The organism is Bowmanella dokdonensis (genome assembly GCF_017254865.1).
GTDB lineage: Bacteria > Pseudomonadota > Gammaproteobacteria > Enterobacterales > Alteromonadaceae > Bowmanella > Bowmanella dokdonensis.
This window is the reverse complement of record NZ_JAFKCV010000002.1, coordinates 64,623-85,520: the sequence shown is the minus strand read 5'-3', so window position 1 is coordinate 85,520 and position 20,898 is coordinate 64,623. Positions and strand designations below refer to the sequence as shown.

Below are 20,898 nucleotides of genomic sequence, written 5' to 3'. Positions count from 1 at the left end.
GCTTTTGATCTGTGACTGCTTGTCGGTTGTCCCGCTCCTGAGGTTGGTTCCCCAGAGAACTTGATCGTCCGCAGCAAGGTCGGTGCCAGCTCCAATTCAGGTGTTTGGGACGCAAAGGGGCGGCTTAGCCCTTTAAACTCCATGCTTCGCCGGTAATTTTTACCACCGGATAGAATTTTTGACCCTGGCGGATTCCCACTACCGCGGGCCCTTCCTCCTCAAAGGCATTATTCAGGCCCGTTAACCCGACATGCTTAGCTCGATAAAGCAGGTATGGCATTTGCTGTAACAAATCGGGGCTCCGGCAGCGGGATCCCTATCTACCCCGCTCAGCGGCACTGACCCTGCAGAGGAGTGATGATTTCTCAGCAAACAAGAAGACGGCTGTGCAGTTCAAAGCCATAGGGTCTGGCCCGTCACTAAGCAGACGAAGTGACACAGCAAAGGAGCCGCCAAAAAAATCCCGGTTTCTGCCGGAGCAAATGGTTGGCGTCGTTCCTGTTGGTGACTCAGCCGCTCGTCTGCCCATGGAACCAGCGGGGGTAATTGATCAAAACGCTGTCAACAGATCAGGACGACTCAACATTCAATACCATCCAATCGGTATAAAAGGAGACTGTAATGCCGCAAGCATGGAGCGAGAAAGACGAAAAGCAGTATCAACATATCAAGAAAAGCGAGCGCGAACGCGGTGCCGGCAAGGACAAAGCTGAGCGCATTGCTGCCAGTAAGGTCAACAAGCAGCGCAGAGAGGAAGGCAGGGCGTCCAACAGCACTTCCCAGGGTAAGGGTAATCCCAACCAGAACCTTGAGAAACGCAGCAAGCGTGAGCTTTACAATCTGGCCAAGGAGCGCAATGTCGACGGTCGCAGCAAGATGAATAAGGAGCAATTGATTGAAGCGTTAAGGAGCAGACAATGAAGCACAGTCCAGACAATGAACCAATCCAAAGTAATCAACCAGGCCAGGAATGGCAGATGCAGCGCAAACCCCAGTACCTGCGTGAAGGCTATAAGGGCAGCGGAAAGCTGGAGGGTAAAGTCGCCATCATCACAGGTGGTGATTCGGGTATCGGTCGCGCCATTGCCGTTCATTTTGCCCTGGAGGGAGCCGACCTCGCACTGGCTTATCTCAATGAAGAGAAGGATGCCGTGCAAACCCGGAGACTGGTCGAAAAGGAGGGCGCCAAATGCATGCTGTTCAGCGGCGACCTGGGCGACAGCCAGACATGCCGGCAACTGGTCGATAAGGTAATTGACGAATACGGTTGTATTGATGTGCTGATCAACAATGTGGGGGAGCAGCATCCCCACCAGGACATCAGTGAAATTGATGATCAGCAGTTGGAGAAAACCTTCCGTACCAATATCTTCAGCTACTATCGGATGATCCGCGCGGCGTTGCCGCACATGCAACAGGGGGCCACCATAGTCAATACCTCATCCATCATAGGTAACCGCGGGGCTGATTTCCTGATTGACTATGCCGGCACTAAAGGCGCCATTGAAGCCCTGACAAAATCCATGGCTCAGTCCGTGGCCGATAAGGGCATCAGGGTTAATTGCGTGGCACCGGGTCCCATCTGGACACCGCTTATTCCGGCGACCTTCACGGCAGAAATGCTGGAGGGATTTGGCAAAGATACCCCCTTGGGCAGAGTGGGAGAGCCCTGGGAGGTCGCCACCTGCCATCTGTTTCTTGCCTGTGCGGACAGTGCCTACCTTCCCGGTCAGACACTCCACCCCAATGGGGGTGACTATATGGGCTGACCCCCAGAGTATAAAAAGGGAAGTCCTTGCCGGACTTCCCTTTTTAACAACGAAGGATTGCCGGTTTACAGGATATCCATCCAGCCGTCGTCCCCGGCGTCATCCCATTCATCCTCGTCCATGGTACAAAAACTGCTAAAACTGCTATAGAGCAACTATCACAGATAATGCAGAGGGAAAAAGGAGTGCAAGATGGCAGCACGAGCGATATGGAAAGGCCAACTGAGACTATCGCTGGTTTCTATTCCGGTTGAGCTCTACTCGGCCAAAAAATCCAGTGCCAAAATACGCTTTCGTCAGATCCACCAACCCAGCGGCCAGCCTGTGAAGTATGAGAAGGTGGTGAAGGGTATCGGACCGGTCGATCCTGAGGAAATCGTAAAAGGCTACCAGTATGACGAGGACAATTACTTGCTGCTGGAGCCCGATGAAATCGAGTCCATCAAGCTAAGCAGTCGCAAAACCCTGGAGTTGGTCCAGTTCGTAGGCGCCTGTGAAATCCCGCCTATATACTTTGATAAGCCTTACTACCTGTTCCCCACTGACAATCTGGCAGAGGATGCTTATCGGGTGGTAAGGGATGCATTGCGTAAAACGGAGAAGATAGGTCTGGGTCAGATCAGTTTCAGGGGCAGGGAGTACCTGGTGGCCATCAAGCCCTGTGGCGACGGCTTGCTGATGGAAACCCTGCATTATGCCGAAGAAGTGCGGGACGCCGATCCCGTGTTCTCCAGTATTGAAGACAAGCCGGTGGATAAGGAACTGCTTGAGGTGGCCCAAGCGCTGATTGACAAAAAGACGTCCGCATTCAAACCCGACGCCTATTCAGACAATTATCAGCAAGCTATGCAGGAACTGATAGACAAGAAACTTAAGAGTAAGAAGAGCAGCAGAGTCAGCGGGGTAAATGAGTCTGCCGATCCAGAAGATAAGGTTATCGATTTGATGGCGGCCCTTAAAAAGAGCCTTAAGGGCGCCTCGGCAAGAGGCGCCAGCTCTGGCTCAAAATCTGCTGGAAAGTCCGCAGGTAAGTCAACCAGTAAACCTAAGGTTTCATGAAAGAGTTGTGTGAATGGCTGGAGAAAATGACCCACTGCGCACCTACCGGGAAAAGCGTGACTTTTCCCTGACTCCCGAGCCTGATCACCGTCCCGGTGGCCGCACAAGTGAGCCGATTTTCCTGGTACAAAAGCATGATGCCCGACGCCTTCACTATGATTTCCGACTGGAATGGCAGGGGATTCTACTCAGTTGGGCTGTGACCAAAGGCCCCAGCAACGATCCGAGCCAGAAGCGGCTGGCGGTCCGCACCGAAGATCATCCACTTTCTTATCAGGATTTTGAGGGGAGTATCCCTAAGGGCCAATATGGCGGAGGAACTGTCATGCTTTGGGACAAGGGATTGTGGCATCCCCAGGGGGATACCGAACAGGGACTCCGCGACGGGAACCTGAGTTTCACGCTGGACGGACAAAGAATGCAGGGAGGCTACAGCCTGGTAAGGATGAAAGACAAAGGAGGCAAAAGACAGAACTGGTTATTGATCAAAAGCCATGACGAGTTTGCCTCGTCGGAACCGGACGGCCTGACCCGGCGCTTTACCACCAGTGTCACCAGCGGCCGTGATCTGGCAGAAATTGCCTCAGGCAAGGATCAGCGCCGCCAAGGGGCAGACCTGGCCGGGGATATAAAAGCCCGTGCACCGAAAGCGTCCGGCAGGCCGGATTTTGTCAAACCCCAACTGGCGACACTGGTCCGTCAGCCGCCTGAAGGAAAGGGTTGGCTGCATGAGAGCAAATTTGATGGTTACCGTTGCCTGGCGGCCATAGGTGGAGGTGGGGTTAGGTTGTATACCCGTTCGGGTTTGGACTGGAGCGACAGGTTTGGCCGGTTACAGGCCGACCTCAATGCACTGGATTGTGGCAGCGCCTTGCTCGACGGTGAAGTCGTGGCAGCCCACAACGAAGGACAATCAGACTTCTCTGCCTTGCAGCAGGCGCTGAAACAGAATAAACCGCTGCGCTTTTATGCATTCGATCTCTTGAAGCTTGATGGGGAGGATCTTCGCAAAAAGCCCCTGCTTGAGAGGAAGAAGAGATTGAAGGCGCTGCTGGCAAAGCAGAATGAACAGAGCTCAGTTCGCTATTCCGAGCATATACAGGGGCAGGGAAAAGAAGTCCTGGCCAGTATCTGCCAACAAGGCGGTGAAGGTATCATCTCCAAACGTGCTTCCGCTCCTTATACGGGCAAGCGCACCAAGGACTGGCTGAAAAGCAAATGCACCCGCAGGCAGGAGTTCGTCATCGGCGGATACTCGCCGTCAGACAAACCCGGCAGGGCACTTTCGTCGCTCCTGTTGGGTACCTTTGAAAAAGGCGGCTTTTGCTACAGGGGCAGAGTGGGAAGCGGTTTTTCTTCTGCGGATCTGACTGAGCTTGGCCAGGCCCTGGCAGTGAGGGAGCAGGAGACATCCCCCTTTGTAGAGGTGCCGGACAAGGTAAGTCGCACCGCCAGATGGGTCAGACCTGATTTGGTCACCGAAATCGACTTTGCTGAGTTCACCCATGACCGCCTTATTCGCCATGGGGTCTATCTGGGACTAAGGGAGGATAAAATGGCAGCCTCAGTCAGCACCGAAACCCCGCTGGAGGAAAAGCAGGGCAGCGTAAAACAGATAAAGATAAGTCACGCCGAACGTGAAGTGTTTCCCGGGGCAGGCTTTAGCAAGCTGGACTTGGCCCATTACCATGCTCAAATCGGTGAGCGGATGATAAAGATAGCCGGTCACCATCCCCTGGCGCTGCTGCGCTGTCCCCGGGGGATAGGCCAGCAATGCTTCTTTCAGAAACATGCAGGCAAGGGTTTTCCCGAACAGGTCAGCCGGCTGGCTATCAGGCAGAAAAACGGCAAGACAGCCACAGGTATGTACCTTACCAGCATCGAAGCTCTGGTAGCCTGCGTGCAAATGGGAGTGATCGAATTCCATCTCTGGGGTAACAAGATTGACAGGATGGACAGGCCGGACCGACTTGTATTTGATCTGGACCCGGATGAAGGTCTGGACTTTTCCGGGGTCAAATCTGCAGCCTTTGAAGTAAGGGACTGGCTGGCGGAACTTGGGTTAGCCTCAGTCCCAGTGGTCACAGGGGGAAAAGGCGTTCATGTCTGCGTATTGCTCAGACGCACCCTGGACTGGCAGCAGGGCAAAGACTTCAGCAAGACCCTGGCGCAGACACTTGCCCACCGGTATCCACAGCGTTACACGGCAAGCAGTGCCAAAAACAAAAGGAGGGGCAAGGTCTTTGTTGACTGGCTACGCAACAGCCCGGGGGCCAGTGCGGTAGCGCCCTACAGCGTAAGGGCAAGGAAAGGGGCGCCTGTGGCCATACCGGTGCAGTGGGACGAGTTGGCCGACCTGGACTCTGCCAATAGCTTCGGTATCCGTCAGGCGGTCAAGCGACTGGACCGGCCCTGTCCCTATCTAATAGCGATGCAGGAGCCGCAGACGCTGAGCAGGAGCGTGCTGAGGAAACTCGACATTTAGAGTCAGGCCAGCGCTTAGCAGATGGTTTACCCGACCCCCTGATTAACAGATACTAGGGGTATTCCAGCCAGCAAGAATGATTCATGTCAGACAATAATCCCAATGCCGAAAAACAGCGCCGCTTCAGAGAACGGCAGAAGCTTAAAGGCTACAAGGAAGTGCGCGGCTATGTGAGTCCCAAGGGTATGCACAGCTATGAAGAATTATCGAAGAAAAGCGGGTGGACCGACGGAGAATTGATTAACAATGCGTTACGCATAACCTATGCCGCATACCGCTGCGGACAGATAAAGCTGCTCAATGAGTGGTTGAAGAACAACGACTGTTAACCGGTGCCCTGAGGCAGGGCTTCCCTTAACGTAGGGGACAATTCCACCAGCCGTCGCTGATAACGCAGATTGGCGCTAATGGCCCTGAGCAATTGCTCCAGACTGTTGATTTCCAGATGTTGGGTCATGGTGGAGCGGATCAGCCTGTGCCTCAGCCTGGCATACTGCTCATTCAATGCCTGCCAGGGAATCTCCAGGTTCTCCATGCCCTGCAGTTGTAATTCGCTGAACGCCCGGGATTGCTTCAGCCAGTCCTGCAACTCGGTCTGTTGCGGGTCGAACTGGCCGCTGAAATCGGTATACTCCTCGTAAGACTCCAGTGCTGCCGATAAGCCGTGCAGTACGGCTAATGCCCCTTCAAGCTTCTGGCTTTGCAGCTCAGTCAGGGTGTTCTGTCCGGATTTGATCACAAAGTTCTGGCATTCGCTGAGCTTTTGCCTGATGTCGGACAGGGCATGTCGTTGCTGCGCAGGCTCCAGAGACAGACTGAGAACATCCTGGCGCAATGTCTGGATCTGTTTGAACAGCGCGGAAATAGCCAAATCGGGCACCGCCGCCAGGTTATCGTCCAATGCCGATAAGCGCACTGTCTTTTTCCGGAATCTTGCCAACAGCCATCTGGACATTACCGGTTCAAGAGGCAGCATAAGCAATACCCCAAACAGGTTGAATCCCGAATGGAAGACGGCCAGATAAAAAGGAAACTCACCCGGGTGACCGTCCAGATCATCAAAGAGCCAGCCGAGCAGAGGCAACAACAGTAGCGCCACAGTGGCGGTAATCAGGTTGAACATCACATGGGCCAGCACCAGGCGCTTGGCGCTGGCTGACGCCCCCAAACCGGCAATAAGGGCCGTGGACGTGGTGCCCACATTGGCGCCGATGACGGCGGCTGCGGCCAGGTGCAGATCGGCCATGCCACTGGCTGACGCGGTCAGTATGATGGCGATGGCGGCACTGGATGACTGGGTCAGTATGGTCAGGATTATACCCAGGAACAGGCCGGTGAATACCGGGCTGTTCAGCCATTGACCCAGTGCCAGTTGCTGCACATCGATGGCATAAAAACTTTCCTGTAGGGCACCGATGCCCATAAACAACAGGCCAAAGCCGGCCAGGGCCATACCTAATGACTGCCCCCTGACTCGGGGGGAGAACACTTTAAGCAGTGCACCGACACCCACCAGCGGCAGGGTGATCAGTGACATATCCAGTTTGAAACCCACCAGGGTGACCAACCAGGCAGTGAAGGTGGTACCCACATTACTGCCGAAAATGACCCACACGGACTGGGAAAAGCTCATCAGACCGGCGTTAATAAAGCCGATGGTAGCCACTGTCACCGCACTGGAGGATTGTACCAGGCCGGTCACCAGCACACCGGCCAGAAAGCCGCGCAGACGACTGGAGATCCACTTGCCAAGCATATGCTCCAGGGCCTTGCCGCCGGCAACCTTCAGGCCTTCGGTCATCAGCCACATGCCGATCAGGAATAAACCCAGTGCGCCGAGAATCTGCATCCACATAGGCCTAGAACACCAGACTGTCGCCGTTGGTCGGAATGGTGACCCTTAACTGCTGCTCCTTCCACAAGCGCTCGGCCAGCGCCTGCTGCGCTCTGGGTTCGCCGTGCACCAGCACCACCTTGGGCCTGGGCTTAAAATGGCCGATCCAGTTGACCAGTCCGGATTGGCCCGCGTGGGCTGAGAATCCACCCAGTGTCTCGATGCGTGCCTTGACCACATAAGGCTCACCGAACAGTTTGATGTTCTTTGCCCCGTCAATCAGGATCCGTCCCAGAGTTCCCCTGGCCTGAAAACCGACAAAGATCAGGGTGTTATTACGGTTCCAGATACGCTGCTTAAAATGGTGGCGGATACGTCCTCCGTTACACATACCGCTGCCGGCAATGACAATGGCGCCCCTGGCGATACGGTTAATGGCCATGGAGTCTTCCGGCGTGACGGACAGGAACAGGTTGGGCAAAAACTCTTCCAGCGGCAGTTTATGTTTCAGGTTTAATCTGGCGATATCTTCTTCAGCCAGCAGATCCACCCATTTCTCGTAGACCCGTGTTACCTCAATGGCCATAGGGCTGTCGAGGAATATCTGCCAGTTGTCCAGTTTTCCCTGTTGATGCAGACAGCCCAGGTAGAACAACAATTCCTGAGTGCGGCCCACGGCAAAGGCGGGGATCATGACATTGCCGCCCCGTTGCCAGGTCTCGCTGAGAATGCTTTGCAGCTCGTTCAGCGTATCCAGCTTAGTCTTGTGTTCCCTGTCCCCGTAAGTGCTTTCCATCAGCACAATATCCGCCTTGCGCACAAGACTGGGATCATTCATCAATACCGCATCGCGCTTACCCAGATCGCCGCTGAACACCAGTGTTTTATTCAGTTCCCTTTCTGTCAGGGTCAACTCCACGATACTTGAGCCGAGTATATGGCCGGCATCATGCATCATAAGCCGGGCCCCGGGGCCGACATCATGTTGTTCACCATAATCCAGGCCAATGCATTGTTGCAGGGTCTGCTCCACGTCATCCATGGTGTATTCGGGCTTCACCAGCTTCTTGCCCTGGCGTTTGAGTTTGAGATTTTCCCGTTCCAGATCCCTTTCATATAAACCCGCCGAGTCCCTTAGCATAATGTCCAGCAAGTCGGCTGTGGCATGGGTACAGTAGATAGGTCCGGCGAAGCCCTGATGCACCAGCTTGGGCAGCATGCCGGAATGATCCATATGAGCGTGGGAAAGGATCACTGCATCGATGTTGGTGGGGTTGAACGGAAAATCCTCGTCCTGCAGCCGCGACACCACGTCGCCGCCCTGATGCATACCGCAATCCAGCAGGATGCGTCCCAGCGCCTCTGATTCGATAAGATGACAGCTGCCGGTGACTTCCTGTGCAGCGCCGTGAAAGGTGATTGTCGCCATGGGTTCCCCTGAATATGTTCTGGACTTCCTTACTTTATCAATTACTTAAGCTTATCAAAGAGGAATCCGCCAATCTGTTGACCTGGATCATCTAGCTGGCTCTCGGTAGGTCGGAGACTATGAGCGATGGAAGGTCTCGGCGGGGATTTAAGCCCCGACGGAATACTGATAGTGTTATTCACCATGGCGTACCCACAAGAATTGATGATGAGGAAAAACTTGCCGATTTGCAGCCCAGGCTTATGCCGGCATTGGTTAAGCGCTCTGCTGCTTACGGTGCACTTGCCCGTTGCGGCACTCACCTTTGACCTGCCAAGGGAAGGCAATGACCTGGTGGGCAAACTGTACCGGGTCAAGGCCACGGCCGGACAAACTCTGGTAGATATCGCCGAGCAACATGGCCTGGGTTTCAACGAGGTCAAGTCCGCCAATCCGGGCCTGGATCCCTGGTTGATCCGAACCGGGCAGGAGGTGCTGATCCCGGCCAGGTTTATCCTGCCTCCAGGACCAAGGGAAGGCATAGTGATCAACCTGGCAGAGTACCGCCTGTACTACTATCCCCGAGCGGCGGAACAGGTGATGACCTATCCCATCGGCATCGGCAGGGCAGGCTGGGACACACCGACCGGCACGAGCAGGGTAAGGGGCAAAGCGAAAGATCCATGGTGGAGAGTGCCTGAATCGGTCAAGCGGGAGCGCCTCGAACGGGGGGAAAAAATGCCGGATTTTATCCCACCGGGTAAGGACAATCCCATCGGGCGTCATGCCCTGACCCTGGATATGCCAGGCTACCTGCTCCACGGCACCAACAAAAACTTCGGCGTCGGCACCCGCATCAGCCATGGCTGTATCCGCCTGTACCCTAAGGATATTGAAACCCTGTTTAATCTGGTACCCGAAGGGACACCGGTGACCATTGTCAATACGCCCAGCAAGGCCGGTTGGTGGGACAATGAACTGTATCTGGAAGTCCAGGAACTGACCGGACCGGACAAGAACCAGACGACTAACCTGACCCCGGTTATCCAGGCCATTGTGGAAGCCAGAAAAGGACGGCAGATAGCGGTCAACTGGGACAAGGCCATGGGGGAGGGCAAACTCGCCAGTGGTATTCCCATCAGTGTCGGCAGTCCACCCAGGGAGGTGACACCGGCCGGCTAACTCAGGACCTGGATAGCAAAACATTGAACAAACAGCATATTTTGCTAGCTTTATTGTGTATCCCATCCGTTAGACAACCAAGGAGAGATCCGTATGCAGAACAAGATGAAGATGTTTGTGGCGGCAGTTTGTATCGGCTTGCTGGGCGGTTGCGCCGCCAATGCCAGCAGTGAGGCAGATGCGGCTCAAAGTCAGTTGGATGATCTGAGAAGTCAGGTCAGTGAGCTTAAGCGACAGGTAGAAAGTGCCAATTCAAATGCCAAATCAGCCCAGAGCAAGGCCGACGAAGCCATGACTGAAGCCAGAAAGGCACAGATGATGGCCACCGAAGTCAATGACCGGGCGAATAAGATGATGGAGCGTTGCTGCGGCAAGTAAGCGACAGATTCTTACTGTAAGAACCCGTCAGCCTTGGGCTGGCGGGTTTTTATATGTTTGCAGCAAGTTGGATTGATTCCATATTCATAGGGCAGGGGCTGCTACTGTTCCAACAACTTGGAGAGGCTGAAAGCTCCGCGTAAATCCCCCAACGAAAAACCAGTGGCCTGATCCTGCGGATAATATTCCTGTAGCAGTGCCTGTGTTGCTGGAGCAAGGTCCTTGCCGTGACACGCCAGACAAAGGCTTTCTGTGCCGATGCCCTGCATATAGCGGAAATAAACGTTCCCCTCGAGCTCTACACGGCTTGAGACTCTCAGGCTGTTCGGGGCTACGCCAGTGCCGGTCTGTTTGAGAAAATGCTGCAGTTGCTGCTGTTCCCACGGATCCGGTCGATTAGCTGGATTTCTTACCCTGTGGCTGGTGCGAGCAATATGCCAGCCGGACTCGCTGTGCCGTTGGGCAATTTCCCCTGCCTTCTCGTGACACACATGAATGGCCTGCTCGATACCGCCGGCCTGCATGGCGGAGCTCAGGGCCTGTTTGAGTTCCCCGGAAAAGGCAAGGATTTTTGCCCGGGCCTGTTGTTCCAGCTCTGTGTCTGTAGGATTCTCTCCGGCCAAAGCTGACAGGGGCAGGGCAATCAAAACGGCTAAAAGGGTTGGCAACATGATCTGTCTCCATAGATAGAGGCTTTAATTGTTGTCAATTGAATCCAATGTTGGAAGTCCACTCAGACTAAAGTCTGTGGTGTTTTTATGTCTCTTAGCGAAAAAAGGAAAAGGGCGGGCAACCCGCCCTGAGAGTCAGTCTGGCTGGCCGACGTGGTATCCGGGAGCAGAGAAATCAAACAGTTCAGGTGACAGAGGCTGGTTAAAAGTCAGGTCCGCCTCCAGCTTAAAGACCTCTTGATCCTTTTCTCCCGATGCGGTCACTATTACTTTAAGCGGCCACTGGCTATCATTGGCGGCCCAGATGGAGGTGCGTACACCGGACTGCTCGATCCTGTACAAGGTGGTGGCCTGGCCATCGATGAGCCCGCCATCCCGGGTGACCACCTCACCCTGATACTGCTTCAGTGCCTCCAGCCAGTAGAGGGGGTCGTCCTCTGGAGAATCCTGGTGACCAAAGTCAAAAGGCAGGGCCATCATAGGTCCCGGCATCAGGATCAGTCCCTTACCCGATGCGGTGTCCATCAAATTGATCGTGGCCGGCCCATCGAGGTTATCCATGGCCGGACTAAACTCGGTGCGTACCAGCGACGGCGCCTGATAATACACCCTTAGTTTCATAGTGGCCTGCCCGTTACTGTACATTGTCCCTGTGTATTGCAGGGTGCTGATCTGTTTGAGCTTTTCAACGACCTCGGCAAAGGCTGGATGAGATGCACCGCCGCCCAAATAGAGCAGGGCAATCAGGCCCACCGTGGCCAGGGAGCCACCCACTTGCCATGTCGGTATGCGCACGCTGCGTTTGATCCATTGGTTAATCTGCTGCCAAAGTCCCAGGTGCGGCGATTCCGCCATTGGTTCGGCGGACAACCGTGCCTGAAGCCTGGCCATAGCGGCCTGGGTCATCACATCGCTGGGCTGTTGGGCCTTAAACTGCTGGACATGCTGTTCTAAAGAATCAGTTGATTTCATAAACCGCTCCTAAAAATTGTGATTCGGTCAGTTGCTCTGAAAGCCGGCTTTGTGCCCGGTTCAGGGTCACGCCGACCAGGTTGACAGAAATATCCAGTTGCGCGGCTATTTCCTTGTAACTGAACTCTTCCAGGTGGCGCAGGCAAAACACCTGGCATTCCAGCTGTGACAGGCGGGTCAGTGCAGCGCGAAGCTTTTCCAGATCCCGGCTCACAGAAAGCGCCTGCATAGGCCCAGGAGGCTCTGCAGTCTGCCCATCCGGCGCCGGTTGCCGATCCTCCTGATACTCCTCAGCCAGCAGCTGATGTCGGCGTTGCCGTAGCAGATCAATGGCCAGGGAAGTGCCCATAGTGGTGAGGTAAGCCGGCCAGTTTTTCACCCCATCGAACTGCCGGGGTTGTCTGAGCAGTTTGAGGAATACCTCCTGCAACACATCTTCGGCAAGTATCGGGTCTTTCAGCAGTCGGTAAGCCGCACGAAACACCCGCGGACCGCATTCATCAGCCAGGCCGGCGATGGCGGCTTTGGTCAGTTGTGGCAACGTCAGTCTCCCTTTTGTTTTGGTTATCCTGATGACGAAACAAGGCTCGGTTTTATTACAACTATTTATTTGGACATGTCATCAGCGTTGGAACATTGCACATTTCTCAGGGCCAGGTCCGATTTTTGCCTACCAATGACTTAAATGCATGCAGCCGCGATGTCATACACTAAGTATCGCAATTTTGCTGCGCGTTAAACGGAGGTTAACTACATGCAGATGAGACGATTTGAGACCCCCGGCATCGCCCACTACGCCTATCTTATTGCTGATGGCGGCAAAGCTGCCGTGTTCGATCCTGGACGATTTGTCGAGCCCTATCTGGACGCGGCCCAGGAGCTGGATGCCCATATTACCCACGTGGTTGAAACCCATCGCCAGGAAGATTTTACAATGGGCTCGGCATATCTTGCACAACTCACAGGTGCGCAGATTGTCAACGGTCCCTTCGAAACTTTCGGCCATGGGGATCTGCGCCTGGATGACGGCGATTGTTTCAGCTTGGGTGGGCTAACCATCCGCGGCCTGCACACACCCGGGCACACGCCAGAGAGTATGAGCTATGTGGTGTACCCACCTGGCAACGAAAGGTCCGCCTGGTGCGTATTGACCGGGGATGCCCTGTTCTACGGCACTACCGGTCGCACAGACCTTCCGGATGAGGACAAGTCTGTGCAGAATGCGGCGCTGCTGTATGACTCAGTACATAGCAAATTAGCCGGTCTGCCAGACACCACGTTGGTGCTGCCAGCACATGGTCCTGGGTCGGTTTGTGGCAGCGGAATGGCGGAGAAACCTTTTTCCACCCTTGGCGAGGAAAAGCAATACAACGAGGTGTTCCGGTTGAGCAGGGATGAGTTCTCCCGAAAGAAGGGAGGGGAGCGCCTTCCCCGTCCGCCGTATTTTCGCCTGATGGAACGGGTCAATCTCAAGGGAGGCTTGTCGCCTTGCCAACGTATTGACGCGGTCCCTCTGTTTGAGGCCGATGATTTTGCTGACAAAAGCGCCGGCAGCCTGGTAATAGACGCCAGGGAGCCGGAAGGCTTTGCCGGCGGCCACATACGAGGCAGCCACAGCATCTGGCTGGGGGGCCTGCCGGTATTCGGCGGCTGGGTGGCGGACGAAAAAAGCCCCGTTTATCTGATCACGGACCGCACGGCCGATGTCAGACAGGCTGCCAGACACCTTGCGCGTATCGGCATCGATCAGATAGATGGCGCCCTGGCAGGGGGGTTCGGAACCTGGCGCAAGTCAGGGCTTCCCATTGAGATGTCGGGCACCCTGACACCGCAAACCCTGGCAGATAACCAAGACAGATTCCAGGTGCTGGATGTGCGGGAAGCGGATGAGTATGCTGAAGGTCACATACCCGGTGCAATTCACATGTATGTGGGGTATCTGGCCGACAATCTGCACAAGTTGCAACTCAGCAAGGAGCGTCCCCTCGTGGTGACGTGCGGGGTAGGGCATCGGGCCGGGCTGGGGGTCAGCATTCTGCTCCGGGCCGGCTTCAGGGAAGTGCTCAACCTGTTAGGCGGTATGTCTGCGTGGAAGGCCTCCGGACTGCCGGTGGAGCACTGACCATGACATATACAATGACAGAATTTACTCCCTGGTCGGGACTGGTTGGTGGCGCCTTGATAGGCCTGTCGTCGGGCTTGCTGCTACTGCTAATCGGCCGGATTGCCGGCATCAGCGGTATTGCCTCCGGATTGATGAGTACCAATGTCAGGGAAATGGGATGGCGGGCCGCATTTATCGCCGGTTTGCTGCTCGCTGCGTTACTTTTTCCTTGGTTTAGCGGCCAGCCACTACCGGTCGATATCCAGGCAGATCTGCCCACCATGGCCATCGGCGGGCTGCTGGTGGGATTTGGTACCCGAATGGCCTCAGGTTGCACAGCCGGCCACGGCATCAGTGGACTGTCCAGGTTGTCGTTCCGTTCACTGGCCGCCACTGCCACTTTCTTTGCCACAGCAATGATCACCGTCTTCGTGGTAAGGGCCGGCTAAGCTGATGCTTTATCTGATTTCCCTGCTATGCGGCGTCCTGTTTGGCCTGGGCCTGATTGTCTCCGGGATGATTAACCCTGCCAAAGTGCTGAACTTCCTGGATGTCACCGGCCAGTGGGATCCCACACTGGGGCTGGTCTTCATGGGCGCCCTGGCGGTGGCTATGCCTTTGTATCAATGGGGTCTGCGTCGGCACAGCCAGCCCGTGGCAGCAGAGGACTTTAAGGTGCCAAAGGGCAGGTCAGTGACCCTGTCCCTGATCGGGGGCTCCGCCTTGTTCGGCATAGGTTGGGGACTTGCCGGTTTCTGCCCCGGACCTGGTATTACCTCCCTTGCCTCGCTGCTTCCTGGTTCCATCGTGTTCGTTATCGGGCTGTTTGCCGGAGCCATAGCCTACCGGTTTCTGCTGGCTCGCTGATGATAAACTGATTCCGCAGACGGCGAACGCGGCAGAAAAAGCCTAGCGGGCCCGGTGGGTCATATTCGACCAGAGGGCTTGGCGGGAGTCGCACACGGATTGCGTATAAGGATGGCCGCTTTTCAGCCCGGCCGCCACATCCCGTCGCCCCCTGGGAGCGCTGCCGTCCCGGCAGGTAAACCACTCCCTTCCCTTATCCTGCCTGAGAGTCGCCTCACCACCGTCAGCGCAGTAGACGTCGACAAACTCATCTTCAAGGTTGAGATCTTCTGTTCTGTGATCGGCAATGATACATTCATCCCGCAACACCGCATTGGGTACCACAAATCCCATAGTGTCTGTGGCCCGATCCACTGACCGCTCTTCATTTCCCAGACGTATACGTGGTTGGTTTTGCTGATGACAAGCGGCGCAATCATTGAGTCGGCGCAGAGCCTGGAGACCTGATTTGTCCAAGGGCTTAGCGGCCAGGGCACTTTTGGTGGTTGAGGCATGATCAATCAGGGCTTGTGTCGCTTTTTGTTTGGCGGCCTCATTGTCCCGTGGCCAGCGCCAGCCAATCAGCTTTGCATGGGGCTCACTGCCTGCTGGGCGATAAACATGGAACCATTGTCGCCCTTCTACCAGGGTTGTCCCACGCACATCCGCGACGGTCCAGTTTTGTTCTTCAAGCTGACCCGTTCCAAAAAGGGCATAGTCCACCAGGTTAGGCACGGTGTTGCCGACGAAAAAGTACTCGACCCGATCCGCCCTGGTCCCTTCCGGGTAAACTAATGTATGCCTTTGCTGGTCTTCGAGCCATTGCACATCAATCTTGCCGCCTGGGGGGAGTTTCAACCAGACCTGGATCAGATCGCCGTGATCATGGGTGGTAGGGGGATGAATCGAAGGGATAAGCGGAATGTAGCTTTGCGACCAGTAATCAAGCGGATTGTCGATAGATTGGCGCGAATAGGACGAGGAAGCGGCAGTGCCCGCATCTGACAGCAACAATGCCCACAAGAATACGCCACGGTGCATCACAGGGTGGTCAGCCATTCCAGTTTCCTGTGGCAAAACCGACTGTATTGATCAACGCCAGTACCCCTTGGGCTGCCAGGCCAAGGGCAAGCACTCCGATTCCCATGGCCAGCGTTGTGCCCCAAGAGAGCTTTCCCAGCAGATGCATGCTCTGCTCAGGGGCCTTGAAATACATGATCTGCACCAGGCGCAGATAATAGAACAGTGAGATTACCGTGTTGGCAATGGCCAATACCGCAAGCCACAGGTATCGCCCTTCTATCGTCGATGAAAACAAGGCCAGCTTGCCGAAGAAGCCAAACAGCGGCGGGATCCCCACCAGTGACAGGAAGCTAACCACAATAACCAGTGCAATGGCAGGTTGCTTTTGCGACAGGCCCGCATAGTCAGCAAAATCCGTGCGACCACGCAACGCAGTGACTGCCGCAAACAGCGCCAGGTTGGCGGTGGCATAGCCGGCAAGAAATACCAACAGGGCCGGCAATGCTGAATCCGTGCGATTTAGCACAGTGACAGCCATAAGCGCATAGCCGGACTGGGAGACAGAAGACCACCCCAACAGACGGCGCATGTCCTTTTGCCACACTGCAGCCAGATTACCCAGTGTCATGGTGGCAGCGGCCACGCAGGCCAACAGGGCCGGCCAGGAAAAATCGACAGGCAGAATCTGCACAAAACGCGCCAGGGCAACGGCGGCACCTATTTTCGGGACCACTGAGAGCAGGGCTGCCACTGGTACGGGGGCACCCTGGGCGACATCGGGCATCCAGGTATGCAGGGGAAAGGCCGCCAACTTGAAGCAAAGGCCAGTCAGGACGCAGGCGAACCCAGCGGTGAGGATCCAGGGATCAGCCCGGGCCGCCAGTTGGGTATGTATCACTCCATAGGCCGTGTCGCCCACCAGGCCGAACAGCAGTACCACACCGACCAACAGGATGGCATTGGCCAGTGCACCAGCCAGGAAATACTTCATTCCCGCTTCGGTGGAGGGGGCCCAATTGCGGTGGAAGGCCACCAAAGGATAGCTGGCAGCGGACGACAGCAGTACCCCCATGATCAACTCCATGCTGCCGTTGGCCGAGGCCAGAACAATTGCTCCCAACGCCGTAAACAGCACCAAGGTATAGTACTCCCCGTGACGCCTGTCTTTGTTTAGCCATTGAGGCGAAAGCAGCACACAAATGAAAGTCGCTGCCAGGATGATAGATTTGGCAATCACCGCTCCCCGATCTATGGCCCACACCGTCTTGAAACTGAGTTGGTTGGTCAAAGACCATTGATCAAGGGTCAGTCCCATGGCCACCGCCAGGGTCATCAGGGCAAGTAAGGTACAGCAAAGATGCCGCTGGCGGGGAAGAAAAGTGGCCGACACCAGTATGATGGCGGCGCCAAGGATAAGTGACAGTTCGGGAAGAATATCCCCTACAGGCATTATGGCCTCCCGACCAGCAGCGTCACTGAGGCCTCGATGGGGCCCAATAACACATTGGGATAGATCCCGATAACGACAACCGCAAGCAACAAAACAGCCAGCACAAGGCGCTCATCCCTGCCCAGGTCGGTGAATTCCGTCCAGCGCTGGGGTAAAGAACCAAAAAACAGCTTCTGCAGCATCTGTAGAAAAAGTGCGGCGGTAATGAGTATGCCGAGCAAGCCGATGGACGCCAGCCAGGGATAGATAGCAAAGGTTCCGGCAAAGATTTGAAACTCGGCCACAAATCCCGCCAGTCCGGGTAAGCCGAAACTGGCAAAGGCCGCCAGCACCATGGCAAAGGCCAACACAGGAGCTTTGGCGGCCAAGCCTCCGTAAGCGTCCAGATCGTATTCCCGGGTGCGTTGCCAGAAAGAGCCGGTGATGAAAAACAGTGAACCTGTGATCAGCCCGTGGGCCACCATCTCTACTGTTGCGCCGGTCAGGGCCAGGCGCTGAGCCATGGGACTGTCGGACATCAAGGCCCCGGCCGCTGCGATCCCCAGTACCGTGTAGCCCATATGGTTGATGGATGTGTAGGCGATTCGACGCTTCAGATTGTGCTGTGCCAGCGCCACCAGAGCACCATACAAAATGGACACCAGCGCCAAGACAGCGATCGCCAAAGCATATTGTTCAAAGGTCTGGCGCATCATGCTGTAGGGGATCCGGATCATGCCGTAGGTGCCCATTTTCAACAATACGCCTGCCAGGATCGCCGACACCGGGCCCGGGGAGTCTACATGCGCCTGGGGAAGCCAGGTGTGCAGAGGGGCCAGGGGAGTCTTGATGATCAGGCCAACCATCAGCCCCAGGAAAACCAGCGAGGCCAACAGACCGGTACCTGCCAGGGGCTGTTGTTCTATGAGAATCCGCATGTCAAAAGTACGGGGCTCCACTGACAAATAGAGTCCCAGTATGCCCAGCAGCAAGGCCAGCGAGCCACAAAGGGTGAATAGAAAGAACTTGGTGGCGGCAAACCTGGCCTTGCCATGCCCCCAGCGGGCAATCAGGAAGTACATGGCCACCAGGTTGAGATCGAAAAACACATAGAACAGCAACAGATCAAGGGCCAGGAATACCCCCAGGGAGACTGCCTGCAGGAACAGGATCCAGGCATAGTACTGCCTGGCCCGGCCATAGGTATCCACCGGATAGAAAGCCGCCCCGGCGATGAGGAACGAACTCATGGTGGCCACCGCCAGGGCGATGCCATCGGCACCAACCCGCCAGGCCATACCCAGCGAGGGTACCCAGGGAACCTCATGCACATGTTGGAACAGGGAGCCCCTGGTATCGAAATTGACCCAGGCAATGACCAGCAACAGGCACGGCACCAGGGCAATGCCGGTAGCAAAACCGCGATAATAACGTTGTGGCCAGTGCAGGGGAAACGCCAAAAGCAACGCCGCCAACAGTGGAACCAGTAATGAGATCGTGAGAATCAAAACATCTCTCCTGTTATCAGCACAAGGATAAATGAAATCACACCCACCACTGCCAGGGTGTAATACTGATGGCTCAGGCCGGTCTGTAAAGACTGAACCCGGGTGGCGCACTTATCGCATAAAGCTGCCATCCCTGTGGGTATGCCGTTGAATAGCCATTCGCCCGCCCTGGCATTGAGCTTCGCCAGGTAGCGGGTCAGCCTTGCACTGAGCATCGTTGCTTTATCCACCGCCCGTTGGTCTAAGCGGGCCAGGTGATGGCTTATCGCTCCCACCGCGCCCATTCCCAAAGCAGCAAACTGCTGCTCTGCCCGGGACAGCAACTGGCTGGATATGCGCACCGGCTTGACAACCAGCAGGTGACCCAGCACCGGCAGAGACCACCAACCGGCAAAAAACCGCCCTAGGGCTGGGTCGACAGTACTTTGCCTGCCTGTCAGCCTGCACCCCAGTAAGCCACCGGCCACCACCAGGATGGTGGAGAGAATCAGTTCCCAGGCTTTAAAAGGGGGAAGCGGAGCTTTCAGCCATTCCTCCAATGTCTGGCCTGCACTGGGCAGCCAGAGCAGGGATAAGAGCACAGTGCATAGGGCCAGAAAACACAGGGGGGCAAACTCGGCAACAGAAGCCCGATACGCTGGGCCCCGGCCTTTTAAGGGACGGCCTAATGTCCCAAACAGATGCAGGTGGAAACGGGCGGCGTAGATTGCACACAGGGCACCGGCCAGCATGGTGGATAAAGCGACTAACGGGGTCACATGCCCGGCAACGGTGACGATTTTTTCCTTGGTCCAGGCCGCTCCCAGAGGAAAGAGCCCGGCCAGCGCCAGGACAGATACGAGGCTGATCACAGCCAGCAGACTTCGCTGTTCGGCCTTTCCCATTTTTTCAAGGCGGTAACTGCCTGCGCTTTTTGCCACCACACCCGTGACAAGGAATAATGCTGCCTTGAGGGCAGCATGCACCACAAAATGCAGGGTAGCCACTGCCGGATATCCCCCTCCAATGGCAACCCACATAAAGCCATAGTGAGCCGAGGTGGACGCGGCCAGCAGCTTTTTGGCATGCCCCTGTGCGCAGGCCACCAACCCTGCCGCCAGCGCGGTGCAAAGCCCCAGGCCCAGCACAACAGGTTCAAACCAGGGGACGGGCGCCAGAATGTCGTACAGGCGGATGAGAATAAAGGTGCCTGCCGCTACCATAGTCGCCGCATGTAACAGCGCTGAAACTGGAACGGGGCCGGCCATGGCGCAGAACAGCCAGGGAGAGAAGGGCACTTGTGCAGACTTGGTGGCGGCGGCCAATACCAGGCCCGCCGCAAATAGATGCAGCAACCCGCCGCCAAGTTCGCTCAATGCCCCATAGCTAAGAGAACCGGTAGCCGCCAAAGCGGAAAATACCGCTACGAACAGGCCCAGATCCCCCAGACGGGTCACCAGAAATGCCCAGCCCGCCTGTTGAACCTTGTGTTTGTCCCGCCATTGGTGGCTTATCAGCGCCCAAGAGCAGGCACCCACCAGTTCCCAGGCAATCAGCAGGCTCAGCAGATCTGCCGCCAGCACCAGCATTGTCATGGCGCCGGTGAAGAACAATAACAGGCTGTGCAGACGGGGCAGACCATGCCTGGTCTCGTGGTATGCGGTAAAGATGACCACAGGTGCGGCGGTGGCCGCGATGGTCAGCACAAACAGGGCAGTCAGGGGGGTGAGATCCAATTGCAGGGTCAGGGTTTGATTCCAGGAGTAGGTCCCTTGCCAGCCTGCCTGTAAGCCATACCATGCCAGCATAAACATGACGATACAAATGCCGCCTGTAAAGGTTGCCAACCAGATTCGCTGCCAGCGCCGCCCAAACCAGAATAGTAAGGGGGCGCCCAGCAGGGCTATGGCAGGTATGCTCCAGAGCATCAGTGCTTCAGATCCTGCAGCGCTTCAGTGGTGTCGGCCTGACTGGTGCGAAATACCGCCACCACCAGGGCAAAACCCATGGCCATTTCTATCGCCATCACCGCCATCACAATAATGGTCAACAATTGGCCTTCAGGAATGCCATGACCAGCCAGAGCCCAGAACGCCACCGCATAAAGCATAATACCGTTGAGCATCAGCTCAAGCCCCATCATCAGCATTACAAAGGACTGCTGGGACAAGGCCCCGTAAAGACCGGTACCTATCAGGGCTGCGCCCACAATCAGCAGCATTGTCAATGTCATGGAGTCCCCCTTAATTCT

General features: G+C 55.9%; 20 protein-coding genes. 10 read left to right on the top strand and 10 right to left on the bottom strand.

The window, feature by feature from the left end; translation table 11 throughout:
- Positions 1 to 621: 621 nt before the first annotated feature.
- The 5 genes from J0A66_RS03585 (at position 622) to J0A66_RS03565 (ending at position 5,642) form a co-directional block, all read left to right on the top strand.
- Positions 622 to 921, top strand: coding sequence for a Rho termination factor N-terminal domain-containing protein (locus J0A66_RS03585; protein ID WP_206572424.1), 300 nt, complete (start codon positions 622 to 624; stop codon positions 919 to 921).
- A complete protein-coding gene (locus J0A66_RS03580) occupies positions 918 to 1,769 on the top strand; it encodes an SDR family oxidoreductase (RefSeq protein WP_206572423.1) in 852 nt (283 codons plus the stop codon). The genes J0A66_RS03585 and J0A66_RS03580 overlap by 4 nt, the downstream gene beginning before the upstream one ends.
- 192 nt (positions 1,770 to 1,961) lie before the next feature.
- Positions 1,962 to 2,828, top strand: coding sequence for a non-homologous end joining protein Ku (ku, locus tag J0A66_RS03575; protein WP_206572422.1), 867 nt, complete (start codon positions 1,962 to 1,964; stop codon positions 2,826 to 2,828).
- A 13-nt stretch (positions 2,829 to 2,841) separates the two neighbouring features.
- Positions 2,842 to 5,313: a DNA ligase D gene (gene ligD / locus J0A66_RS03570; RefSeq protein WP_206572421.1), complete on the top strand. Its 2,472-nt coding sequence runs from the start codon at positions 2,842 to 2,844 to the stop codon at positions 5,311 to 5,313.
- 83 nt (positions 5,314 to 5,396) lie between these two features.
- Positions 5,397 to 5,642 (top strand): RepB family protein, encoded by a 246-nt coding sequence (locus J0A66_RS03565; RefSeq protein ID WP_206572420.1) that lies wholly within the window; start codon positions 5,397 to 5,399, stop codon positions 5,640 to 5,642.
- On the opposite strand, the gene J0A66_RS03560 is transcribed toward J0A66_RS03565, so the two are convergent.
- On the bottom strand, positions 5,639 to 7,162 hold the full coding sequence (locus J0A66_RS03560) for a Na/Pi cotransporter family protein (protein WP_206572419.1): 1,524 nt from the start codon (positions 7,160 to 7,162) through the stop codon (positions 5,639 to 5,641). The genes J0A66_RS03565 and J0A66_RS03560 overlap by 4 nt on opposite strands.
- A gap of 10 nt (positions 7,163 to 7,172) precedes the next feature.
- Positions 7,173 to 8,576, bottom strand: coding sequence for an MBL fold metallo-hydrolase RNA specificity domain-containing protein (locus tag J0A66_RS03555; RefSeq protein WP_206572418.1), 1,404 nt, complete (start codon positions 8,574 to 8,576; stop codon positions 7,173 to 7,175).
- 207 nt (positions 8,577 to 8,783) lie between these two features.
- Between J0A66_RS03555 and J0A66_RS03550 the strand changes: the two genes are divergently transcribed.
- Positions 8,784 to 9,737, top strand: coding sequence for a L,D-transpeptidase family protein (locus J0A66_RS03550; RefSeq protein WP_206572417.1), 954 nt, complete (start codon positions 8,784 to 8,786; stop codon positions 9,735 to 9,737).
- Positions 9,738 to 9,830: 93 nt separating this feature from the next.
- Positions 9,831 to 10,115 (top strand): Lpp/OprI family alanine-zipper lipoprotein, encoded by a 285-nt coding sequence (locus tag J0A66_RS03545; protein WP_206572416.1) that lies wholly within the window; start codon positions 9,831 to 9,833, stop codon positions 10,113 to 10,115.
- 101 nt (positions 10,116 to 10,216) lie between these two features.
- On the opposite strand, the gene J0A66_RS03540 is transcribed toward J0A66_RS03545, so the two are convergent.
- The 3 genes from J0A66_RS03540 to J0A66_RS03530 all read right to left on the bottom strand — a co-directional run bounded on the left by J0A66_RS03540 (position 10,217) and on the right by J0A66_RS03530 (position 12,299).
- On the bottom strand, positions 10,217 to 10,786 hold the full coding sequence (locus J0A66_RS03540; RefSeq protein WP_206572415.1) for a Tll0287-like domain-containing protein: 570 nt from the start codon (positions 10,784 to 10,786) through the stop codon (positions 10,217 to 10,219).
- A 135-nt stretch (positions 10,787 to 10,921) separates the two neighbouring features.
- On the bottom strand, positions 10,922 to 11,758 hold the full coding sequence (locus tag J0A66_RS03535; RefSeq protein WP_206572414.1) for a LolA family protein: 837 nt from the start codon (positions 11,756 to 11,758) through the stop codon (positions 10,922 to 10,924).
- Entirely contained in the window at positions 11,745 to 12,299 is a 555-nt protein-coding gene (locus J0A66_RS03530) for an RNA polymerase sigma factor (protein ID WP_206572413.1), read from the bottom strand. Before J0A66_RS03530 ends, J0A66_RS03535 begins: the two co-directional genes overlap by 14 nt.
- Before the next feature lie 213 nt (positions 12,300 to 12,512).
- Here J0A66_RS03530 and J0A66_RS03525 point away from each other — a divergent pair, with 213 nt between their 5' ends.
- Genes J0A66_RS03525 through J0A66_RS03515 form a run of 3 tightly spaced genes read left to right on the top strand, consistent with a single transcriptional unit; the run spans position 12,513 to position 14,729 of the window.
- A complete protein-coding gene (locus J0A66_RS03525; protein ID WP_206572412.1) occupies positions 12,513 to 13,880 on the top strand; it encodes an MBL fold metallo-hydrolase in 1,368 nt (455 codons plus the stop codon).
- Positions 13,881 to 13,894: 14 nt separating this feature from the next.
- Positions 13,895 to 14,311 (top strand): YeeE/YedE family protein, encoded by a 417-nt coding sequence (locus J0A66_RS03520; protein ID WP_206572411.1) that lies wholly within the window; start codon positions 13,895 to 13,897, stop codon positions 14,309 to 14,311.
- A gap of 4 nt (positions 14,312 to 14,315) precedes the next feature.
- Complete coding sequence (locus J0A66_RS03515; RefSeq protein ID WP_241264007.1) at positions 14,316 to 14,729, top strand: DUF6691 family protein; 414 nt, start codon at positions 14,316 to 14,318, stop codon at positions 14,727 to 14,729.
- Positions 14,730 to 14,771: 42 nt separating this feature from the next.
- Here J0A66_RS03515 and J0A66_RS03510 read toward each other — a convergent pair whose 3' ends face one another.
- The 5 genes from J0A66_RS03510 to J0A66_RS03490 are packed head-to-tail and all read right to left on the bottom strand — an operon-like array spanning position 14,772 to position 20,880.
- A complete protein-coding gene (locus J0A66_RS03510) occupies positions 14,772 to 15,767 on the bottom strand; it encodes a hypothetical protein (protein WP_206572410.1) in 996 nt (331 codons plus the stop codon).
- Positions 15,760 to 17,181, bottom strand: a complete 1,422-nt coding sequence (locus J0A66_RS03505; protein WP_206572409.1) for an NADH-quinone oxidoreductase subunit N — start codon at positions 17,179 to 17,181, stop codon at positions 15,760 to 15,762. Before J0A66_RS03505 ends, J0A66_RS03510 begins: the two co-directional genes overlap by 8 nt.
- The gene (locus J0A66_RS03500) at positions 17,181 to 18,668 is read right to left on the bottom strand and encodes a complex I subunit 4 family protein (protein ID WP_206572408.1); all 1,488 of its coding nucleotides are present in this window, start codon (positions 18,666 to 18,668) and stop codon (positions 17,181 to 17,183) included. Before J0A66_RS03500 ends, J0A66_RS03505 begins: the two co-directional genes overlap by 1 nt.
- Positions 18,665 to 20,575: an NADH-quinone oxidoreductase subunit 5 family protein gene (locus tag J0A66_RS03495; protein WP_206572407.1), complete on the bottom strand. Its 1,911-nt coding sequence runs from the start codon at positions 20,573 to 20,575 to the stop codon at positions 18,665 to 18,667. Before J0A66_RS03495 ends, J0A66_RS03500 begins: the two co-directional genes overlap by 4 nt.
- On the bottom strand, positions 20,575 to 20,880 hold the full coding sequence (locus J0A66_RS03490; RefSeq protein WP_206572406.1) for an NADH-quinone oxidoreductase subunit NuoK: 306 nt from the start codon (positions 20,878 to 20,880) through the stop codon (positions 20,575 to 20,577). Before J0A66_RS03490 ends, J0A66_RS03495 begins: the two co-directional genes overlap by 1 nt.
- Positions 20,881 to 20,898: the final 18 nt, after the last annotated feature.

Bases quoted from the DNA above. Each gene is read 5' to 3' on its own strand.
- J0A66_RS03585 (WP_206572424.1), top strand. From the start codon at position 622: ATGCCGCAAGCATGGAGCGAGAAAGACGAAAAGCAGTATCAACATATC.
- J0A66_RS03535 (WP_206572414.1), bottom strand. From the start codon at position 11,758: ATGAAATCAACTGATTCTTTAGAACAGCATGTCCAGCAGTTTAAGGCC.
- J0A66_RS03505 (WP_206572409.1), bottom strand. From the start codon at position 17,181: ATGCCTGTAGGGGATATTCTTCCCGAACTGTCACTTATCCTTGGCGCC.
- J0A66_RS03495 (WP_206572407.1), bottom strand. From the start codon at position 20,575: ATGCTCTGGAGCATACCTGCCATAGCCCTGCTGGGCGCCCCCTTACTA.
- J0A66_RS03515 (WP_241264007.1), top strand. From the start codon at position 14,316: ATGCTTTATCTGATTTCCCTGCTATGCGGCGTCCTGTTTGGCCTGGGC.
- ligD (WP_206572421.1), top strand. From the start codon at position 2,842: ATGGCTGGAGAAAATGACCCACTGCGCACCTACCGGGAAAAGCGTGAC.
- J0A66_RS03550 (WP_206572417.1), top strand. From the start codon at position 8,784: ATGAGGAAAAACTTGCCGATTTGCAGCCCAGGCTTATGCCGGCATTGG.
- J0A66_RS03490 (WP_206572406.1), bottom strand. From the start codon at position 20,880: ATGACATTGACAATGCTGCTGATTGTGGGCGCAGCCCTGATAGGTACC.
- J0A66_RS03525 (WP_206572412.1), top strand. From the start codon at position 12,513: ATGCAGATGAGACGATTTGAGACCCCCGGCATCGCCCACTACGCCTAT.
- J0A66_RS03520 (WP_206572411.1), top strand. From the start codon at position 13,895: ATGACAGAATTTACTCCCTGGTCGGGACTGGTTGGTGGCGCCTTGATA.
- J0A66_RS03555 (WP_206572418.1), bottom strand. From the start codon at position 8,576: ATGGCGACAATCACCTTTCACGGCGCTGCACAGGAAGTCACCGGCAGC.
- J0A66_RS03545 (WP_206572416.1), top strand. From the start codon at position 9,831: ATGCAGAACAAGATGAAGATGTTTGTGGCGGCAGTTTGTATCGGCTTG.
- ku (WP_206572422.1), top strand. From the start codon at position 1,962: ATGGCAGCACGAGCGATATGGAAAGGCCAACTGAGACTATCGCTGGTT.
- J0A66_RS03510 (WP_206572410.1), bottom strand. From the start codon at position 15,767: ATGGCTGACCACCCTGTGATGCACCGTGGCGTATTCTTGTGGGCATTG.
- J0A66_RS03560 (WP_206572419.1), bottom strand. From the start codon at position 7,162: ATGCAGATTCTCGGCGCACTGGGTTTATTCCTGATCGGCATGTGGCTG.
- J0A66_RS03580 (WP_206572423.1), top strand. From the start codon at position 918: ATGAAGCACAGTCCAGACAATGAACCAATCCAAAGTAATCAACCAGGC.
- J0A66_RS03565 (WP_206572420.1), top strand. From the start codon at position 5,397: ATGTCAGACAATAATCCCAATGCCGAAAAACAGCGCCGCTTCAGAGAA.
- J0A66_RS03540 (WP_206572415.1), bottom strand. From the start codon at position 10,786: ATGTTGCCAACCCTTTTAGCCGTTTTGATTGCCCTGCCCCTGTCAGCT.